Origin of the sequence: Pseudomonas sp. JDS28PS106 (assembly GCF_036706555.1) — a bacterium.
Classification (GTDB): Bacteria; Pseudomonadota; Gammaproteobacteria; order Pseudomonadales; family Pseudomonadaceae; genus Aquipseudomonas.
Genome location: NZ_JBAJGT010000020.1, coordinates 1 through 15,616, shown reverse-complemented (window position 1 = coordinate 15,616; position 15,616 = coordinate 1). Strand labels below are relative to the sequence as shown.

The 15,616-nt window shown below is 61.3% G+C and carries 12 protein-coding genes and 1 pseudogene; 7 read left to right on the top strand and 6 right to left on the bottom strand.

Features of this window, described 5'->3' with window-relative positions; translation table 11 throughout:
• Positions 1-18: 18 nt before the first annotated feature.
• A complete protein-coding gene (locus TRP66_RS22120) occupies positions 19-438 on the top strand; it encodes a hypothetical protein (RefSeq protein ID WP_333407236.1) in 420 nt (139 codons plus the stop codon).
• A 160-nt stretch (positions 439-598) separates the two neighbouring features.
• On the opposite strand, the gene TRP66_RS22115 is transcribed toward TRP66_RS22120, so the two are convergent.
• The 4 genes from TRP66_RS22115 to xseA all read right to left on the bottom strand — a co-directional run bounded on the left by TRP66_RS22115 (position 599) and on the right by xseA (position 6,153).
• A complete protein-coding gene (locus tag TRP66_RS22115; RefSeq protein WP_333407234.1) occupies positions 599-1,468 on the bottom strand; it encodes an isocitrate lyase/PEP mutase family protein in 870 nt (289 codons plus the stop codon).
• 371 nt (positions 1,469-1,839) lie between these two features.
• On the bottom strand, positions 1,840-3,510 hold the full coding sequence (gene leuA, locus TRP66_RS22110) for a 2-isopropylmalate synthase (RefSeq protein ID WP_333407232.1): 1,671 nt from the start codon (positions 3,508-3,510) through the stop codon (positions 1,840-1,842).
• Between the two features lie 434 nt (positions 3,511-3,944).
• The gene (locus TRP66_RS22105; protein WP_333407230.1) at positions 3,945-4,769 is read right to left on the bottom strand and encodes a peptidoglycan DD-metalloendopeptidase family protein; all 825 of its coding nucleotides are present in this window, start codon (positions 4,767-4,769) and stop codon (positions 3,945-3,947) included.
• A 4-nt stretch (positions 4,770-4,773) separates the two neighbouring features.
• Positions 4,774-6,153 carry an exodeoxyribonuclease VII large subunit gene (gene xseA, locus TRP66_RS22100; protein ID WP_333407228.1) on the bottom strand — a complete coding sequence of 460 codons (1,380 nt, stop codon included), beginning with the start codon at positions 6,151-6,153 and terminating at the stop codon, positions 4,774-4,776.
• Positions 6,154-6,387: 234 nt separating this feature from the next.
• Between xseA and TRP66_RS22095 the strand changes: the two genes are divergently transcribed.
• From TRP66_RS22095 to guaA, 4 genes are all read left to right on the top strand, one after another.
• Entirely contained in the window at positions 6,388-7,167 is a 780-nt protein-coding gene (locus TRP66_RS22095; protein ID WP_333407226.1) for a sulfite exporter TauE/SafE family protein, read from the top strand.
• 69 nt (positions 7,168-7,236) lie between these two features.
• Positions 7,237-7,785 carry a sugar ABC transporter ATPase gene (locus TRP66_RS22090; protein ID WP_333407208.1) on the top strand — a complete coding sequence of 183 codons (549 nt, stop codon included), beginning with the start codon at positions 7,237-7,239 and terminating at the stop codon, positions 7,783-7,785.
• 95 nt (positions 7,786-7,880) lie between these two features.
• A complete protein-coding gene (gene guaB / locus TRP66_RS22085) occupies positions 7,881-9,350 on the top strand; it encodes an IMP dehydrogenase (RefSeq protein ID WP_333407206.1) in 1,470 nt (489 codons plus the stop codon).
• Between the two features lie 125 nt (positions 9,351-9,475).
• Complete coding sequence (gene guaA, locus TRP66_RS22080) at positions 9,476-11,053, top strand: glutamine-hydrolyzing GMP synthase (RefSeq protein ID WP_333407204.1); 1,578 nt, start codon at positions 9,476-9,478, stop codon at positions 11,051-11,053.
• A gap of 250 nt (positions 11,054-11,303) precedes the next feature.
• Here the strand turns inward: guaA and TRP66_RS23765 are convergent, their stop codons facing one another.
• Together TRP66_RS23765 and TRP66_RS23760 are read right to left on the bottom strand one after the other, a co-directional pair.
• On the bottom strand, positions 11,304-12,005 hold the full coding sequence (locus TRP66_RS23765) for a methyl-accepting chemotaxis protein (RefSeq protein ID WP_442965247.1): 702 nt from the start codon (positions 12,003-12,005) through the stop codon (positions 11,304-11,306).
• 417 nt (positions 12,006-12,422) lie between these two features.
• Positions 12,423-13,214: pseudogene (locus tag TRP66_RS23760) on the bottom strand (cache domain-containing protein); the annotation flags it as partial.
• Between the two features lie 378 nt (positions 13,215-13,592).
• Here TRP66_RS23760 and TRP66_RS22070 point away from each other — a divergent pair.
• On the top strand, positions 13,593-14,966 hold the full coding sequence (locus tag TRP66_RS22070) for a multicopper oxidase family protein (protein ID WP_333407200.1): 1,374 nt from the start codon (positions 13,593-13,595) through the stop codon (positions 14,964-14,966).
• The gene (gene tadA / locus TRP66_RS22065) at positions 14,966-15,454 is read left to right on the top strand and encodes a tRNA adenosine(34) deaminase TadA (protein ID WP_333407198.1); all 489 of its coding nucleotides are present in this window, start codon (positions 14,966-14,968) and stop codon (positions 15,452-15,454) included. The genes TRP66_RS22070 and tadA overlap by 1 nt, the downstream gene beginning before the upstream one ends.
• Positions 15,455-15,616: the final 162 nt, after the last annotated feature.

Below are 15,616 nucleotides of genomic sequence, written 5' to 3'. Positions count from 1 at the left end.
GACCAACAGGAGTTTGCCATGACCACCATCAACACCTCCGGGCTTAGCCCATACAGCGCTTCGTTATCGCTTACCGTCAAAACCCCGGCTGCGGAAGAACAGGCTGCTGCAACCGCCAGCACAAGCACCGAAAAGACCGCCAGCGTTTCCATGTCGGGCGCGAAAGCCGGCGGTGCCGGCGGCGGCTCGGCGACGTCTTCGTCTACTGAAGAAACCATCGCCAAGATCAAGGAGCAGATCGAAGCCGCCAAGAAGGAACTGGCCCAGCAGCAGGCTCAGTTGAGCGCGGCGCAGAACGGCAGCGGCAGCGAGGAAGAAAAGGCGCAAAAGGTCATGGCCATCCAGGTCCAGATCGCGGCGACCAACGCTACCCTGCAGACGCTCAATGCGACCTTGATCACCCTGACCACCCAAGGCGGTGTCAGCACGACCGCGTGATGAGCGACGCAATGAAAAACGCCCGGCTGATGACCGGGCGTTTTTCACTCGCGACTTCTGGATGGGGCGGTATTCATGTGGGAGGGAGCGAAGCTCGCGAAGACGGCAGTGAGCTCACTGTCGCTGTCGCGAGCTGGCGCTCCCTCCCACGGAACACCGTTTACTCGTTCACATTCATGAACTTCTTCGCCCATTCCACGTAGTCCTGCGGCTGGGTGTAGGTGTGGGTCAGCTCAGTAGCGCTCATGTCAGCCGTGCTGCTCACGATCTGCCGCTGCTCGCGCAGGCAGTCGTAGGTCGCCTTGATGGCTGCGAAATACGCCGCGTGGCCGTCGACACAGATGCGTACGCCCATCTCGGCCAGCCGTGCATTGTCGTGTAGCTCGGGGTTGCCATAGGTGACCAGCATCAGCGGGACGGTGACGCCTTCCGACAGCTGTGCCAGGTGCTCGAAGTCGCGCACGCCGACGATGGTGATGCCGTCCGCGCCCGCGCTCTGGTACTGCAACGCACGGCTGTTGGCTTCCTGGACCGGGATGATCGCCGCATTGGTGCGGGCGAAGATCGACAGTTCGGGATCGACACGGGCTTCCAGTGCCGCGCGGATCTTGCCGACACCTTCGGCGGTGGAAATCAGATCCGTCGACTTGCGGCCGAATTGCGCGGGCAACAGTGTGTCTTCGATGGTGAGCGCGGAAATCCCCGCTCGCTCCAGTTCGGTGACCGTGCGCATCACGTTCAGCGCGTTGCCATAGCCGTGGTCGGCGTCGGCGATGACCGGCAACTGCGCCACGCGACCGATGCGGGTGGCTTGTTCGACGAATTCGCTCAAGGTGATCAGGGCGAAGTCGGGTGCGGCGAGCACTTGCAGGGAAGCGACCGAGCCGCCGAGGATGCCGACCTCGAAGCCAAGATCCGCAGCGATCCGCGCGGACATCGGGTCAAACACCGAGGCAGTGTGAAAGCAGGAATTCGAGGAGGTCAGTGCGCGGAAATCACGGCGCAGGTCCTGATGGGAAGCCTTGGGCATAATCGCTCCAAATGTGATTGGATCAGCTCAGCGTTACCGAGGCCGATGGATTTTCTCAATGCATGGGTGGTCGGCCCGCGCATTCTTTTCGTCCGGATATCAAAGCAGAGTCGTCGTGATTATTGGATGAAGAGTGAAACTGAAAGATGCATTCGATCGGACTGCGACAGCGACTGGATGGCCATCGGCATATAACCGGATCAAAGTAAAGGCAGCATGCTACCACAGCGTAAATCAAAAGATTATGCCGATATGGGCATGGGGTATGCGCAGAATGAAAGGTGCGCGATGGCGGAATCTGGAGCGGGCAGGCGGAATTGAAAGGGTAAAGAAGTCGACGGGCAGGTGCCCGCCGACCCTTGGTTCAACCGTCAGGCGGCTTTGGCTTGTGCCTGGCTCAACGAGCGATTCAGCGCGCTGAACAGTGCCCGGAAGCTGGCGGTGGTGATGTTTTCATCAATACCCACACCGTGCACCGCGCGGTCGCCATTGACCCGCAGTTCGATGTACGCGGCTGCTTTGGCAGTAGTGCCCGAACCAATGGCGTGTTCGTTGTAGTCCATGATTTCCACTGCAACCGGCAGGCCGGCGACCATCGCCTCCAGAGCGCCTTTACCCTTGCCGCGCCAGTGCTGGGTTTCGCCGTCTACGTGCACTTCGGCATCCACCGCGCTGTTGCCGTTCTCCTCCTGCAACTTGTGGCTGATCAACGCATAAGGCGTGTTGGCTTGCAGGTACTCGCGACGCAGCAACGCGTGGATCTGCTCGGCGGTCATTTCCAGGCCCAGGCGGTCGGTTTCACCCTGGACGACCTGACTGAATTCGATCTGCATGCGACGCGGCAGGGAAATGCCGTATTCCTGTTCGAGCAGGTACGTGATGCCGCCTTTGCCCGACTGGCTGTTGACGCGAATAACCGCTTCGTAGCTGCGGCCGATGTCGGCCGGGTCGATCGGCAGGTAAGGCACTTCCCATACCGAGCCTTCCTGCTGCTTGGCGAAACCTTTGCGGATGGCATCCTGGTGTGAGCCGGAGAAGGCGGTGTGCACCAGATCGCCCACGTAGGGGTGACGAGGGTGAACCGGGATCTGATTGCACTCTTCGACGACCTTGCGCACGCCATCGATGTCGGAGAAATCCAGCTCTGGGTCGATGCCCTGGGTGTAGAGATTCAGCGCCAGAGTCACCAGATCCACGTTGCCGGTACGCTCGCCGTTGCCGAACAGGCAGCCTTCGACGCGATCGGCACCTGCCATCAGACCCAGCTCGGTCGCGGCCACCCCGGTGCCGCGGTCGTTGTGGGTGTGCAGGCTGATGAGCACGCTGTCACGGCGGTTGACGTTGCGGCAGAACCATTCGATCTGGTCCGCGTAGACGTTTGGCGTCGACACTTCGACAGTGGCCGGCAGGTTGAGGATGATCTTGTTCTGCGGGGTCGGGTTCCAGACCTCGATTACGGCGTCACAGACCTCCTTGGCGAACTCCAGCTCGGTTGCGCTGAAGGTTTCCGGCGAATACTGGAACGTCCACTGGGTTTCAGGCTGCTCGGCCGCGTACTTGACGAACAGCTTGGCGGCGTTGACGGCGATTTCCTTCACGCCGGCCTTGTCCTGGTTGAAGACAATGCGGCGGAAAGACGGGCTGGTGGCGTTGTACAGGTGCACGATGGCCTTCTTGGCGCCGCGCAGCGATTCGAAGGTACGGGCGATCAGGTCTTCGCGCGCTTGGGTCAGCACCTGAATGGTGGTGTCATCCGGGATATGGCCTTCTTCGATCAGAGTGCGCACGAAGTCGAAATCGGTCTGCGAGGCGGAGGGGAATGAGGCTTCGATTTCCTTCACGCCGACCTTCACCAACGTCTTCCAGAAGCGCAGTTTCTTGACCGCATCCATGGGCTCGATCAGCGATTGGTTACCGTCGCGCAGGTCGGAACTGCACCAGATCGGCGTCGCAGTGATGGCCTTGGATGGCCAGGTGCGATCGGGCAGATCGATGGTCGGAAACGCACGGTACTTCTTCGAGGGATCTTTGAGCATGGTCATTGTAGTAATCCTTTGTGCTGAACAGGCCGGAAAGAGGCGGCCAACCGAAAACGCGATTCAGGGGCGAGGCACCGCAATCGAGCCCGGCAGTCGTGCGCTGACCAGGCTGAGGCACCGATGCTGGCGCGACAGGATGAGGGTATGGGAGGTATTCATGAGGCCAACCGTAACCATTGGCTCAGGGGATGGCAAGCACTTGGAAAAAATTGGGAGAAATTCTCAGAAAAGAGGTTTTAAAGGCTATTTGTGCCATCTTTTTGATTTTAGCTGTTTGATTATTGTTGTCTGAGATCGGTGTCCGCAATTCACCTGGCTATGCAGGTCGTCGTAGGAGCCAGCTTGCTGGCGATGGACCGAAACACCGAAATGTTGAACGGCTGAATATCGCTATCGCCAGCAAGCTGGCTCCTACGGCGTGGACGTATCCTTGAACACTACGGCTGAAACGCACCGATGAAGATCGCCGGATCAACCCGCGCATCGTTGAGGCTGACGTTCCAGTGCATGTGCGGGCCGGTGGCGCGGCCGGTGGAGCCGACGCGGCCGACGACACCCCCGCGCATCACGCTGTCGCCGGTCTTCACGTCGATCTTCGACATGTGGCAGAACATGCTGATGAAGCCCTGCCCGTGATCGACGAACACGGTGTTGCCGTTGAAGAAATAGTTGCCGATCAGAATCACCTTGCCGGCCGCCGGCGACTTGATCGGCGTGCCGGCCGGGACCGCGAAATCCAGCCCCGCGTGCGGGTTGCGTTCTTCGCCGTTGAAGAAGCGGCGTACGCCGAACTTGCTCGACAGAGGGCCGTTGACCGGTTTGTCGAGGATCAAGTTGCTCGGCGTGCCCGGCGTAAAGCTGCGATAGGCGCGAATCTGTTCGGCCAGTTCGGCTTCGATGCGCTTGACGTCGTCAGGATTCGGATTGACCTGGCGCTTGTTCTTCAAGGTGATGCGCTGTTCCGGGTATTTCTTGCTGCCCACCGTGAAGCCGATGGCGCGACCGCTGCTCATCAACTGCTCGCTGCCCGGTTTGACGGTCAACGGAATCCCAACGATGGCCAGCCAGCGAACCCCTTGTTCCTTGATCACCATCACCGGTTTGCCCTGATACGTTGCCTTGGGCGCCTGCGCTCCCGTGCCCAGGTCGATGACCGCCACACCGCCCGGCACCGGCTTGTTCAGGGCGCGAGTAATAAAGCTGTCGGCATGGGCAGGTAGGCAGATGAGCAGGGCGAGCAGGGGAGCGATCAGACGAAGCATTCGGTCAATCCAGCAGAGAAAGGGTGACGGGCGTGAGGTGATTGTCTTCGACGCGAACTTGCAGCTCGCCTTCGCCAAGCCGCGCGGTCAGACGCTGGCCGGTGCGGGTCTGCGAGGCGGCGCGTATGGCATGACCGCGCTCGTCGAGCAGGATGCTGTAACCCCGGCCGAGCGTGGCAAGCGGGCTGACCACATGCAGAGTCTGAACCTGACTTTGCAGTTGCAGTTGGCGGGTCTTGAGCCCCTCGCGCATCGCGCGCGGCAAACGTTCGGCAAGAACGTCGAGGCGCTGACGCAGAAACTTCAGGGTGCGTCCGGGATGTTGCGCCGCGAGACGGCTTTCCATATGGGCCAGTCGCACCTGACGCTTGTGCATGTTCTGCTCGAAGGCCCGGCGCAGGCGCATGTCCAGATCGTCGAGGCGTTGCGCTTGCTGGCGCAGGCGTTCGCCGGGATGGCGCAGACGACGCGACAGTCCTTCGAGACGCAGGCGTTCGCGCATGAGCCGATCCTGCATGCGGCTGACCAGCCGGCGATGCAGATTGTCAACCCGGCGGTGCAGGTCGCTGGAGTCGGGCGCCAGCAGTTCGGCGGCGGCGGAGGGCGTCGGCGCGCGGACGTCGGCCACGAAGTCGCTGATCGACACATCCGTTTCATGTCCGACCGCGCTGACGATCGGCGTCACGCAGGCATCGATGGCCCGCGCCACGGCTTCCTCGTTGAAGCACCACAGGTCTTCCAGCGAGCCACCGCCGCGAGCGAGGATCAACGCGTCGAAACCCCGCGCGTCGGCCAGTTTCAGGGCGCGGACGATCTGGTTGATGGCTTCACGCCCTTGGACTGCAGTGGGAATCAGCGTCAGCTGGACCCTGGGCGCACGCCGGCGGAACACGCTGATGATGTCGCGGATCACCGCGCCGGTCGGCGAACTGATGATCCCGATGCGCTGCGGATGCAGCGGCAGCGGGACTTTGCGCTCGGGGCTGAACAGGCCTTCTTCGCTGAGCTTGGCCTTCAGCGCATCGAACGCTAGACGCAGCGCGCCATCGCCGGCCGGCTCGACCGTGTCCAGGATCAACTGATAATCGCCGCGCCCTTCGAACAGCGAGACCTTGCCGCGAACCTTGACCTGCAGACCGTCGCGCAGCGCCTGCCGTACCCGCGCCGCGCTCTGGCGGAACAGGGCGCAACGAACCTGGGCACCGGAGTCCTTGAGGGTGAAGTACACGTGGCCGGACGCCGGGCGCGAAAGGTTGGAGATCTCGCCCTCCACCCAGATGCTGCTGAACACATCCTCCAGCAACACCCGGGCACGCCCGTTGAGCTGGCTGACAGTGAGGACTTCCCGGTCGAGGCCGAGTCTTGCGAAAGGGTCTTTGATCATAGGGGGCATCATAAAGGCATTGCCGGCCCGCTGCACCGTTCCTGTAGGAGCCAGCGGGGCGGCGATCCATCTTGCTGCCGATACCGCATTGTCCGGATCGCCCGTAGGAGCCAGCTTGCTGGCGATTCAGGCGGCGCGGTATCGCCAGCAAGGCGGAACGCCGCCTCGGTGGCTCCTACGGATCCCGGTCACTTTTGCTATTGTCCGCACACGCCATTCTTCAAGGACGAGAACGTGGGAAGTATCGACATCGCCGCTGCATTCGCAGAACTGGGCTTCGGTCCTCTGGACTGGATCGTGATCGAACTTGCAGTCACCGCCGCTTATATAGTCTTTGGCATCGCCGGTTTCGGCACGGCACTGGTGGCCGGCCCCATCCTCATTCATTTCATGCCGCTGTCGCGGATCATTCCCTTGCTGGTGATGCTGGATTTTCTCGCGGCGTTCGGCAATCTGCTGCCGTCACGCCGCTCAGTGGTGCGCGCGGAGCTGTTGCGTCTGCTGCCTTGCATGGCAGTGGGCTGCCTGATGGGCGTGGTTTTTCTGCTGAACCTGAAGTCCGACTTGCTGCTCCTGTTGATGGGGCTGTTCATCACCGCGTACGCCATCTACAGCCTGAGCACCAAAGTGCGGCCCGACCGCCTGGCGGCGGGCTGGGCGATCCCGATGGGCACAGTGGGTGGCCTGTTTGGAGCCCTGTTCGGCAGCGGCGGGTTCCTCTATGCGGTCTATCTCAATAGTCGTCTTGTCGACAAAGACCAGGCACGCGCGACCCAGAGCGCGCTGATCAGCGCCAGCGCCATCGTGCGCCTCAGTCTGTTTCTGATCGCGGGCGTCTACGCGGATGTGCCGCTGCTGCTTCTGGCGGCCTGCCTGCTTCCTGCCATGCTGATCGGCTCGCGCACGGGACGAAGCCTGACGCTGAAAATGTCCCGCGAGACCTTCGTGCGTCTGGTGACCTGGCTGGTGCTGGTCAGCGGGCTGGCACTGATCGTGCGTTACCTGACTGGCTGAGCGAAGGAGCTTGACCTCACCTTGTGGCCGATTAAGCTGCCGCTTTGAACCGTACCGCGACAGGCCTGCATGAACACCCAGAGCATCATCGTCCCGCAAATTTCCACTTTCCCGGCGCATGAAGCCAGAGCGCGTCTGATTCTGCGCTGGCTGATCAAGCTCAATGTCGTCGAGCCGGAGTTGAGCACCTGCGGTCGGGCCGGCAACCGGATGGCCTATGCCATTGCGCCGGGCGCGCGCAGGGTGGTCGAGAATCCGGACGCATTGCCGTTCGGTGAGCCGATCAATGGCCTGGAGATCGTGACCAGGCGCTGTATCTTTACCCCGCTCAAGGATTTTGCCGAAGAGGCGGGCTGTCCGGAGTGTCGGCGGGAAATCGGCGAAGCGCTGTTCGACAGCCTTGAAGACTGGATGCCGGGGCACACGGACAACTTCATCTGCCCGGAATGTCGTCATGAAGACGACATCAATGGCTTTCTGTTCCTTGATCCCTGCGGCTTTTCCAACCTTGGCTTCATCTTCAACAACTGGCTGGATGCGTCGTTCACCCAGACCTTTCTCGACGACTTCGCCGAACGTCTGGACCGCCCGGTTTCCTTCGTCAAAGTGCGTCTGTAGGGCCGTTTGACGCAGAACTGAGGTTTGCGTTGAGCCGGCGGGGGTGTATGGGTATAATGGCGCGCTTCCAATTTTCCCTCCCGGGAGCCCCCGCGATGCTGCGTATCAGTCAAGAAGCCCTAACGTTCGACGACATTCTCCTAGTGCCTGGTTATTCCGAGGTGCTGCCTAACGAAGTCAGTCTGAAAACCCGTTTGACCCGTGGCATCGAGCTGAATATTCCTTTGGTCTCCGCTGCAATGGACACTGTCACTGAAGCCCGTCTGGCGATCGCCATGGCTCAGGAAGGCGGTATCGGTATCATCCACAAGAACATGACCATCGAGCAGCAGGCTGCCGAAGTCCGCAAGGTCAAGAAGTTCGAAGCCGGTGTCGTCAAGGATCCGATCACCATCGAGGCCGATGCCACGGTGCGTGACCTGTTCGAGCTCACCCGCCTGCACAATATTTCCGGCGTTCCGGTACTGCATGATGGCGACCTGGTCGGCATCGTGACCTCTCGTGACGTTCGCTTCGAAAACCGTCTGGATGTGCCTGTCCGCGAAGTGATGACGCCCAAAGAGCGTCTGGTCACCGTCCGCGAAGGCGCCGACAAGAACGAAGTTCGCGAGCTGCTGCACAAGCACCGTCTCGAGAAAGTCCTGATCGTCGACAGCAAGTTCATGCTCAAGGGCATGATGACCGTCAAGGACATCGAAAAGGCCAAGGCTTACCCGCTGGCGAGCAAGGACGACCAGGGTCGTCTGCGTGTCGGCGCCGCCGTCGGCACCGGCAAGGACACCGGTGATCGCGTCACCGCGCTGGTTGCGGCCGGGGTTGACGTCGTCGTGGTTGACACCGCGCACGGTCACTCCAAGGGCGTGATCGACCGCGTTCGCTGGGTCAAGGAAAACTTCCCCGAAGTCCAGGTCATCGGCGGCAACATTGCCACCGGCGCCGCTGCCAAGGCACTGGCCGCCGCTGGCGCTGACGCAGTCAAGGTCGGTATCGGCCCAGGCTCGATCTGCACCACCCGTATCGTTGCCGGGGTCGGCGTTCCACAGATCAGCGCCATCGCCAACGTGGCCGCCGCGCTGGAAGGCACCGGCGTTCCGCTGATCGCCGACGGCGGTATCCGCTTCTCCGGTGACCTGTCCAAGGCCATCGTCGCGGGCGCCTCCTGCGTGATGATGGGTTCGATGTTCGCCGGTACCGAAGAAGCACCGGGCGAGATCGAACTGTTCCAGGGCCGTTCCTATAAGGCCTATCGCGGCATGGGCTCGCTGGGTGCGATGTCCCAGGCTCAGGGTTCCTCGGACCGTTACTTCCAGGACTCTTCCGCCGGCGCCGAAAAACTCGTACCGGAAGGGATCGAAGGTCGTGTTGCCTACAAGGGCTCGCTGGCCGCGATCATCCACCAGTTGATGGGCGGCCTGCGCTCTTCGATGGGCTACACCGGTAGCGCCGACATCGAAGAAATGCGCACCAAGCCCGAGTTCGTCCGCATCACCGGTGCCGGCATGGCTGAATCCCACGTCCACGACGTGCAGATCACCAAGGAAGCGCCGAACTACAGGGTTGGCTGAAGCCTCCCGGCTCCAAGCGACAAGCCTTGAGCTACAAGCGACGGTTGCGGTTACGCAACTGTCGCGACTTCGACAACTTGCAGCTTGCAACTTAAAGCTTGCAGCTGCTCTTTAGAGCCTCGCCCATGTCCCTCGACATTCACGCCCACCGTATCCTGATCCTCGATTTCGGTTCGCAGTACACCCAATTGATCGCCCGTCGCGTGCGTGAAATCGGCGTTTATTGCGAACTGCACCCATTCGACATGGATGACGAAGCGATTCGCGAATTCGCTCCGCGCGGGATCATCCTGGCCGGCGGCCCCGAGTCCGTCCATGAAGCCAACAGCCCCCGTGCTCCGCAAGCCGTGTTCGACCTGGGCGTGCCGGTCTTCGGTATCTGCTACGGCATGCAGACCATGGCTGAACAGCTGGGTGGCCGCGTTGCCGGTTCCGACCTGCGTGAATTCGGTTATGCCCGCGTCGACGTCGTCGGCAAGAGCCGTATCCTGGAAGGCATCGAAGACCACATCGACGCCGATGGCGTATTCGGCCTCGACGTCTGGATGAGCCACGGCGACAAGGTCACCGAAATCCCGGACGGCTTCCATGTGCTGGCAAGCACCCCGAGCTGCCCAATCGCCGGCATGGCCGACGACACTCGCGCCTACTACGGCGTACAGTTCCACCCTGAAGTGACCCACACCAAGCAGGGCGGTCGCATCCTGTCGCGCTTCATCCTCGACATCTGCGGTTGCGAAGCTTTGTGGACCCCGTCGCACATCGCTGAAGACGCGATCGCCAACATCCGCGCCCAGGTCGGCACCGACAATGTCCTGCTGGGCCTGTCCGGCGGCGTCGACTCGTCCGTCGTCGCGGCATTGCTGCACAAGGCCATCGGCGACCAGCTGACCTGCGTCTTCGTCGACAACGGTCTGCTGCGTCTGCATGAAGGCGAGCAGGTCATGGCCATGTTCGCCGAGAACATGGGCGTCAAGGTCATCCGCGCCAACGCCGAAGAGCAGTTCCTGACCAATCTGGCTGGCGAAAGCGATCCGGAGAAAAAGCGCAAGATCATCGGCCGCACCTTCATCGACGTGTTCGATGCCGAATCCTGCAAGCTGGAAAACATCAAGTACCTGGCCCAAGGCACCATCTACCCGGACGTGATCGAGTCGGCTGGCGCGAAAAGCGGCAAGGCCCATGTGATCAAGTCGCACCACAACGTGGGCGGCCTGCCGGAAGAAATGAACCTCAAGCTGGTCGAGCCACTGCGCGAACTGTTCAAGGACGAAGTCCGTCGTCTGGGCCTGGAGCTGGGCCTGCCGTACGACATGGTCTACCGCCACCCGTTCCCGGGGCCGGGCCTGGGCGTGCGCATCCTGGGTGAAGTGAAGAAGGAATACGCCGACCTGCTGCGTCGTGCCGACCACATCTTCATCGAAGAACTGCGCAAGGCTGACTGGTACCACAAGGTCAGCCAGGCATTCGTCGTGTTCCAGCCGGTCAAATCCGTCGGCGTGGTTGGCGATGGCCGTCGTTACGCCTGGGTAGTAGCCCTGCGCGCCGTCGAAACCATCGACTTCATGACCGCCCGCTGGGCCCACCTGCCATACGAACTGCTGGAAACCGTCAGCGGCCGTATCATCAACGAAATCGAAGGCATTTCCCGCGTGACGTACGACGTGTCGAGCAAGCCGCCGGCGACGATTGAGTGGGAATGATCCCGCGTCCGGCATAGCCCGGCACGATCTAGCAAAAAATGCCCTGGAGCCCGCGTAATTGCGGGCTTTTGGCTTTTTGGGTCCGGTAAAATCGGTCTGACTTGCGGAGAAGAGTCGGACAGGGAACAAAGTTATCTGAAGCATTACCATCGCAGCGATCTGGACCACCACAGTCGGTCCACGCTTGGCTGCAAAGGCAAACAGGCATCAGCTTCGTCAAACTGATGCCTGTTTGCCCCAATGTTGAAGGTTAATGCGTGCCGCGGCTCAATCCGCCCAGACGGGTTGAGATCGATTGCATGCCTTTGCCCAGTTCCCGGAGGGTGCTCGCGTCTCGGGCACCTTCTTCACTGGCCGCATGGATACGTACCGCCAGTTCGTTGATCTCCTGAGTCACGTGGCTCTGCTCCTGGGCGGCAACGGCGATCTGCTGGGCGCGCTGAACGATGTCGTCGAAACTGCCTACCGTAGTGCCCAATGTGGCGGATACGCCGACTGCCTGTTGCACTGATTCGCGCGTACGCTGAGCGCCGTTCTGCATGGTGGTGACGGCAGCATTCGATGCCTGGCGCAGCTGGGTGATCATCTCCTGGATCTCGTTGGCGGACGTTTGTGTGCGGCCTGCGAGTGTGCGCACCTCATCTGCCACCACCGCAAAGCCACGGCCTTGTTCACCGGCCCGGGCCGCCTCGATAGCAGCGTTGAGCGCCAACAGATTCGTCTGCTGAGAGATCGATTTGATGACTTCCAGCACGCCGCCAACGCGCTCGATGTCTTCACCCAGCTGAGTCATAGCGGTAGCCGCGCCTGAAATGTCGGTCGCCAGGCTTTCGATGGATTCACCGTTGCGGTTGACCTGGTCCTGACTCTTTTGCGCTTCTACCAATGAGCTGCGGGCCGTGTCCGAGCAGTCCGTGGTGTTACGTGCGACCTCGCTAGCGCTGGCCGACATTTCAGTAATGGCGGTGGCGAGCAGGGTGTTGTCCATGCGTTGGGCTTCTGCCCGTTCAGCCAGACCATTGGACAGTTGCGCCAGTTCATTGGCCTGGACTTCCAGTGACACAGACTCCTCGGCAATGCGTCGCAGCATGCCCTGCAGAGAGCCAGCGTAATGGTTGACGGCAGTGCGCAACGCGCCGAGCTCATCGGACCGCAGAATCTCCAGCTGAGCGCCTGCCTGACCGCCTTGGCCCAGACGTTCGATTTGCGCAGTGGTTTCTTCAAGCTGAGTGAGCAGCCGTTTGCCAGCCAGCCAGGCGAGGCCCAGCAGAATGCCCAACAGCGGCAGCAAGAACAGCAAAATCTGCCCGGTCAGCCGGTTTGCAAGTCCAACCACGCGGGCCTCGGGCGTAACCAGCCCGATGCGCCAGCCGGTGCCTTCCATGGTTTCCAGGGTGACGTAAGCCGGTCCATCCAGGCGCGCATCGTTTTCCAGATACAGCGTTGTCGTGCCGGCCGGTTTGCTCGACAAGATGTCGACAACCGGCTTCAACCACGGTTGTTCCTGGCTCAACCCGGCAATGGTCGGAAGGCCCTTGGTGCTCTTTGCATCAGGAAAAAACAGCAGGTTCCCTGAAGGATCGACCGCAAAAGCGTAGCCGCCGGTGACATTCCCCTTGGCCTTGAGAAAGGCAGCGAGGCCGTCAAGCTTCAGGTCGATAGTCGCGACACCGGCAAACGCGCCCTGTACGCGGTAGGGCACGCTGCAAGTTGTCATCGCCACGCCACTGACCGGGTCCTGGTACGCATCCGACCACACGCAACGTCCCGATGGCGCGGATTTCGCTCCGGTGTACCAGGATTCAGCGTGATACGGCGGAGTTTGTGCGGCGTTGTACTCGTCCGAATAATCCAGCTTATTGCTGGCGTTGCGTGCCCAGAAGAAACTCCGGCGATCGATACCGTCAGTAAAACTATTGGGTTCTGGCCACAGCCCGCCGCCTGCAATGGCGGCATCGCCCTGGCTGTCGATTATGTTAGGCAGATTGGCCTTGAGCAGGGTTTCGTCGCGGGGCAGGGTTTCGGCAAGGTGCGCCATCGCCGTCGCGGTGCCCTCGATGCGATTCACTTGCAGGGCCAGCTGGCGGGTAATTGCACTGGCCGATTGTTCCGCGGCCTCGGTTCCTGCTGCGACTAACTGAGGCTTGCCGCCCAAGGTCATGACGGAATAAATCGCCAATGCCGTGAGAACCAGCAGCGTCAGGATACCCAGCGTCATTCGCCCTGAGATGCGGTTGGGAAGTAACGACATGCTGAAGCTCCACTGAATTAAGGCTGACTGCAATTGATTACGGCAGCCGAATCCGGGAGTTGAGGCGCACATGACGTTTTGAGTAACTAAGCGACCGGCGGCCAGGGTGTTCTGAAACATGACTTCCAAATCCGGTGATACACGGCAGTCCCTCCTCGGCACCGAACGGTTACCCGATGTTTCAGCGCGACACCCAGCCTTATCATCACTTGAAAGCAGGTGTATCGTATTCGCCCCTCGCGTCCGGCTCTGGACGCCTCTCCACAGCTGTTTCGAGGTCTGCTTTTCATGTCTTTCACCCGTCGACAATTCATCGGAGGTCTGGCCGGTCTTGCCGTGGTGGGGTTGGGGGCGGGTGGTGCGTCGCGTTACTGGCTGGGGCGGCGAGGGCCGGGTGAGGGGCATGATTTCGAGCTGATCGCCGCGCCGCTGGATGTCGAGCTGGTCCCGGGGCATCAGACGCCGGCGTGGGCGTTCGGTGGTTCAGTGCCGGGCACCGAGCTACGGGTCCGGCAGGGGGAATGGCTGCGGTTGCGTTTCATCAACCGGTTGCCGGTGGAAACCACGATCCATTGGCATGGCATCCGGCTGCCGCTGGAAATGGACGGCGTGCCTTACGTGTCGCAATTGCCGGTCAAGCCGGGCGAGTATTTCGATTACAAGTTCCGGGTGTCGGACGCCGGCAGTTACTGGTATCACCCGCATGTCAGCAGCAGCGAGGAGCTGGGTCGCGGGCTGGTCGGGCCGCTGATAGTCGAGGAACGCGAGCCTACGGGTTTTCTGCATGAGCGCACGGTAAGCCTGAAGAGCTGGCATGTGGACGAGCAGGGCGCTTTCACCGAGTTCAGCATCCTGCGCGAAGCGGCGCGGGAAGGGACGGCCGGGCGGCTGTCGACCCTGAACGGCATCCCCCAAGGGGTCATCGACCTGCCGGCGGGGCAGATCACGCGGGTACGTCTGCTCAATCTCGACAACACCGTGACCTATCGAATCAACCTGCCGGGCGCCGACGCGCGCATCTATGCGCTGGACGGCAATCCGGTCCGGCCTCGGCCGTTTGGCAAGGACTACTGGCTCGGGCCGGGCATGCGCATGTGCGTGGCGATCAAGGCGCCGCCGGCCGGCGAGGAAATTTCCATTCGCAACGGTCCGGTACGCCTTGGCACCTTTCGTTCGGTCGCCAGTGCCGAAGCCGCCGGGGAATGGCCACCGGCCCTGCCGCCCAATCCTGTCGCGGAGCCGGATCTGGAAAATGCCGAGACAATCAATTTCAATTTCGAGTGGGCAGGCTCAGTGTCGGTCAATACCGAGAACGGCAAGCCGCCCAGCCTGTGGCAGGTGAATGGTCAGGCCTGGGACATTACCGACAAGACCTGCGCGGATCGTCCCATTGCCAAACTGGTATTGGGCAAAAGCTACATTTTCGAGCTGCGTAACCTGACCCAGTACCAGCACCCGATTCACCTTCATGGTTTGAGTTTTAAAGTGATCGCTTCCAATCGACGCAAGATCGAGCCCTATTTCACAGATACTTTCCTGCTCGGCAGAAACGAGCGGGCGCGGGTGGCCCTGGTTGCCGATAATCCGGGTGTGTGGATGTTCCATTGCCATGTGATCGATCACATGGAAACCGGCTTGATGGCCGCCATCGAGGTGGCCTGATGAGACAGCCCCGGATTATCGATCGCAGCCGCGATCAGGACTTCATGCGCGAAGCGCTGGAACTGGCGCGGCAGGGTGCCTTGCTGGGTGAGGTGCCGGTGGGGGCGGTGCTGGTACAGGACGGGGAAATCGTTGGCAGGGGTTTCAACTGTCCGATCAGCACCAGCGACCCCAGCGCCCACGCGGAGATGGTCGCCATCCGGGACGCGGCCAAAGCCGTGGACAATTACCGGCTGCCGGGCAGCACCCTCTATGTGACGCTGGAGCCATGCAGCATGTGCGCAGGCTTGATCGTGCATTCGCGCGTCGGGCGGGTCGTGTATGGCGCGCTGGAGCCGAAAGCCGGGATCGTGCAGAGCCAGGGGCAGTTCTTCGCCCAGGGGTTTCTCAATCATCGAGTGTTGTTCGAAGGCGGGGTGCTGGGCGAAGAGTGCGGTGCGGTGTTGAGTGAGTTTTTCAAGCAGCGCAGGGCGGCGGGCAAGGGGTAAAGCGACCTTGCGCGTCAGCAAACCCCGTAGGAGCCTGTGCTGGTTTAATGGTTCCGGACACCTCAATAGGGGAAACTACACCCACTGAGGAGTCTCCATGAGCAAGAAGAACAGAAGCTTTGATGTCAGCTTTAAGCTGGAAGTCGCCAAGATGGTCAAGGA

What these genes read in the sequence shown, in the direction of transcription:
- guaA (WP_333407204.1), top strand. Translation starts at nt 9,476, where the DNA reads ATGTCCCTCGACATTCACGCCCACCGTATCCTGATCCTCGATTTCGGT.
- xseA (WP_333407228.1), bottom strand. Translation starts at nt 6,153, where the DNA reads ATGATCAAAGACCCTTTCGCAAGACTCGGCCTCGACCGGGAAGTCCTC.
- TRP66_RS22070 (WP_333407200.1), top strand. Translation starts at nt 13,593, where the DNA reads ATGTCTTTCACCCGTCGACAATTCATCGGAGGTCTGGCCGGTCTTGCC.
- leuA (WP_333407232.1), bottom strand. Translation starts at nt 3,510, where the DNA reads ATGACCATGCTCAAAGATCCCTCGAAGAAGTACCGTGCGTTTCCGACC.
- TRP66_RS22105 (WP_333407230.1), bottom strand. Translation starts at nt 4,769, where the DNA reads ATGCTTCGTCTGATCGCTCCCCTGCTCGCCCTGCTCATCTGCCTACCT.
- TRP66_RS22120 (WP_333407236.1), top strand. Translation starts at nt 19, where the DNA reads ATGACCACCATCAACACCTCCGGGCTTAGCCCATACAGCGCTTCGTTA.
- guaB (WP_333407206.1), top strand. Translation starts at nt 7,881, where the DNA reads ATGCTGCGTATCAGTCAAGAAGCCCTAACGTTCGACGACATTCTCCTA.
- tadA (WP_333407198.1), top strand. Translation starts at nt 14,966, where the DNA reads ATGAGACAGCCCCGGATTATCGATCGCAGCCGCGATCAGGACTTCATG.
- TRP66_RS23765 (WP_442965247.1), bottom strand. Translation starts at nt 12,005, where the DNA reads ATGTCGGCCAGCGCTAGCGAGGTCGCACGTAACACCACGGACTGCTCG.
- TRP66_RS22115 (WP_333407234.1), bottom strand. Translation starts at nt 1,468, where the DNA reads ATGCCCAAGGCTTCCCATCAGGACCTGCGCCGTGATTTCCGCGCACTG.
- TRP66_RS22090 (WP_333407208.1), top strand. Translation starts at nt 7,237, where the DNA reads ATGAACACCCAGAGCATCATCGTCCCGCAAATTTCCACTTTCCCGGCG.